4 protein-coding genes and 1 pseudogene are annotated in these 2,412 nt (G+C 66.9%); 4 read left to right on the top strand and 1 reads right to left on the bottom strand.

Annotated features, from left to right (window positions below; all coding sequences use genetic code 11):
- From ACRDUX_RS15020 to ACRDUX_RS15030, 3 genes and pseudogenes are all read left to right on the top strand, one after another.
- A pseudogene (locus tag ACRDUX_RS15020) lies at positions 1–166 on the top strand (TetR/AcrR family transcriptional regulator); the annotation flags it as partial.
- Between the two features lie 131 nt (positions 167–297).
- Positions 298–1,065, top strand: a complete 768-nt coding sequence (locus ACRDUX_RS15025; protein ID WP_526414816.1) for a COG4280 domain-containing protein — start codon at positions 298–300, stop codon at positions 1,063–1,065.
- A gap of 2 nt (positions 1,066–1,067) precedes the next feature.
- Positions 1,068–1,274, top strand: coding sequence for a hypothetical protein (locus ACRDUX_RS15030; RefSeq protein ID WP_526414817.1), 207 nt, complete (start codon positions 1,068–1,070; stop codon positions 1,272–1,274).
- 12 nt (positions 1,275–1,286) lie between these two features.
- Here the strand turns inward: ACRDUX_RS15030 and ACRDUX_RS15035 are convergent, their stop codons facing one another.
- Positions 1,287–1,868 (bottom strand): Chromate resistance protein ChrB, encoded by a 582-nt coding sequence (locus ACRDUX_RS15035; protein ID WP_526414818.1) that lies wholly within the window; start codon positions 1,866–1,868, stop codon positions 1,287–1,289.
- Positions 1,869–2,003: 135 nt separating this feature from the next.
- On the opposite strand from ACRDUX_RS15035, the gene ACRDUX_RS15040 reads away from it, so the two are divergent.
- Positions 2,004–2,258: a hypothetical protein gene (locus ACRDUX_RS15040; RefSeq protein WP_526414819.1), complete on the top strand. Its 255-nt coding sequence runs from the start codon at positions 2,004–2,006 to the stop codon at positions 2,256–2,258.
- Positions 2,259–2,412 lie beyond the last annotated feature (154 nt).

Consider the following 2,412-nt stretch of genomic DNA (forward strand, 5'->3'; position numbering starts at 1 on the left):
GGTCGACGTCGACCCCGCACGCGTCCGGGAGGTCGCGTCGTTCATCCCCGGCGCGATGCGCGGCCTGGCCTCGGAGCGTCAGCTGGGTTCGTACTACGACCTCGGCCTGGCCCGGCGCGGGTTGACCAACGCGATCGTCGCGTATCTCGAACCGCCCCGCCGTTAGCCCACTCCAGCCGCCCTACCGCGGCGCGTCCTGCAAGTGCTCGTCATGCCCGTTATCTAACAGTGGTTACTATCAGTGGCGAACAGCCGCGCGCTCGCGCTCGGCGTGGACCGAAGTTGGCGAGGTTGACGATGAGTGGCTCAGCGCTCTTCATCGCGGTCTTTCTCGCATGTCTGGTGGAGGCCGTCGAGGCCCTGACGATCATTCTTGCGGCAGGCACCGCGCGCGACTGGCGCTCGGCACTCACAGGCGCACTCACCGGGGTGGTGGTTCTGGCGGCCGTGATCGCCGTGGTGGGACCGGCGATATCGGCGATACCCCTGGATGGGCTCCGCCTCGTCATCGGCGGGCTGCTGCTGACCTTCGGGCTGCAATGGCTGCGCAAGGCGATTCTGCGGGCAAGCGGCAACAAGGCCCTTCACGACGAGACACTGGCTTATCGGGCAACTCTCGCAGAGGCACGTAATGCCCCCGTGGCCGCGCGCACCCTCGTGGCCGATTGGTACGCCTTCACACTGTCATTCAAGGGGGTCGTGCTGGAGGGCCTCGAGGTGGCCTTCATCGCGCTCACCTTCGGCGCCAACCAGGGCAGCATTCCTCTGGCGGCCCTCGCCGCGACGGCAGCCGTCCTGCTCGTGGCGGTGGCGGGCTTCGCCATCCGCGCACCGTTGTCGCGAGTGCCGGAGAACGGCATGAAGTTCGTGGTCGGAGTGATGCTGACCGCGTTCGGGATCTACTGGGGCGCCGAAGGCGCAGGCGCGCGCTGGCCGGGCGAGGACATCGCTCTGCTGGTCCTGATCCCCGCGATTGCGCTCTATGCACTGCTGTTGGTAGCTCTGTTCAGGCGTCGCGCACCTGTCACCACGAGTGCCGATATTCGTGCGGCCCAGGAGGATTGATCTTGAACAAGGTTCGTGCGTTCTTCGCGTTCTGGTACGACTTCATCATCGGTGACGACTGGCGGGTGGCCCTGAGCATCACAGTTGCCCTCGCTGCCACCATCGCCGTGAATCGGCTCACCGGCACCGCTCCGTGGTGGATCGTGCTCGTCGCAGTGATCGCCATACTGCCCATCAGCATCTTCAGGGCGACGCGACGCCAACCGTGAGGGCTCCGCCGGTCAACGGCCCTCGTCCTCCTCGACGTACACCCGAGCGGCATACAGTTCCAGCGCCTCGCCACAGGCGTCCAGCGCCTGTGCGGTCTCGGCGTGCTTGGGGGCGCCGTACACGTCACGCGCCCGTACCTTCTCGTACCAGTTCCGCAGCTTGACCAACTCGACTTCGTTCTCCTCAAGCTCACCGTAGGTGAAATGGTTTGCGGCATACTCTTTTTCGAGACCGGCGTGAAAGTCCACGCATTTGTCCAGGATCTCCTCGTACTCGCTGTCCCGCGCCGCCTCGAACAACGCCACCACGTCCTGCCCGCCGACCACTGCCGAACAGGACAGAAGGACCGCCGAACCATCCATCTCGAGAATCTCGCGCCGGAGTTTGCGGAGCGCGCGCTCGGCACCATCGCGGGCAGGCAGAGCCGCGGCCGAGTTCTGCAGATAGACCGCGCCCAGCGACTTCAAACGTCGCCACACGGTGGCGCGCAGTCGCGTCGGTTCGGCGGGAATCCGATAGACCAGCAGGAGCCAGTTCTCGCCGTCCGCGGAGGCCGACGGCGGCACCTCGGCATGGCCCCCGGTCACGCTCATCGGTTCAGTCTGCATGAGTGCCGCTCAACCCATTGCTTGCCGCCCGACCTCAGCATTCTCACAGCGCCGCGCTGCAACCGTGGCCTCCATCGGCGCCGCACCTTCCCGTGTCGTCGTGAGAGGAGAACTACCGAGATGCAGAAACGTCGAACGATCGCCGCGGGCATCGCCGCGGGCACCCTGTTGCTGGGCGGTGCGGGCGCAGTCGCAGCGGCTCACCCACTGAACGGGCCCGCCCCGCTGGGCCCAACCGCCACCAGCGGACCCGGCGTTCCGGACACGCCGGAGGCGGGCGACACACCGGACCAAGCCGACGCTCCCGACGTCCCAGGGCAGCCCGACATCCCAGAACCGGGTGACACACCGGACGCACCAACACCGACGCCATAGCCGGACTGGCGAACGGATCGCGGTCGGCGGCAGGCCGACACTGGTCACCCCGACCCGACTAGCGAAGGATGAGGCGCGTGAAGGTCTTGATCGTCGAGGACGAACCCCGATTCGCCGCGACGCTCGCCATGGGCTTGCGGGCCGAGGGCTTCGT

The sequence above is a fragment of the Mycobacterium sp. genome (genome assembly GCF_050701675.1).
In the GTDB taxonomy this organism is placed as follows: domain Bacteria; phylum Actinomycetota; class Actinomycetes; order Mycobacteriales; family Mycobacteriaceae; genus Mycobacterium.

Bases quoted from the DNA above. Each gene is read 5' to 3' on its own strand.
- ACRDUX_RS15040 (WP_526414819.1), top strand. From the start codon at position 2,004: ATGCAGAAACGTCGAACGATCGCCGCGGGCATCGCCGCGGGCACCCTG.
- ACRDUX_RS15035 (WP_526414818.1), bottom strand. From the start codon at position 1,868: ATGAGCGTGACCGGGGGCCATGCCGAGGTGCCGCCGTCGGCCTCCGCG.
- ACRDUX_RS15025 (WP_526414816.1), top strand. From the start codon at position 298: ATGAGTGGCTCAGCGCTCTTCATCGCGGTCTTTCTCGCATGTCTGGTG.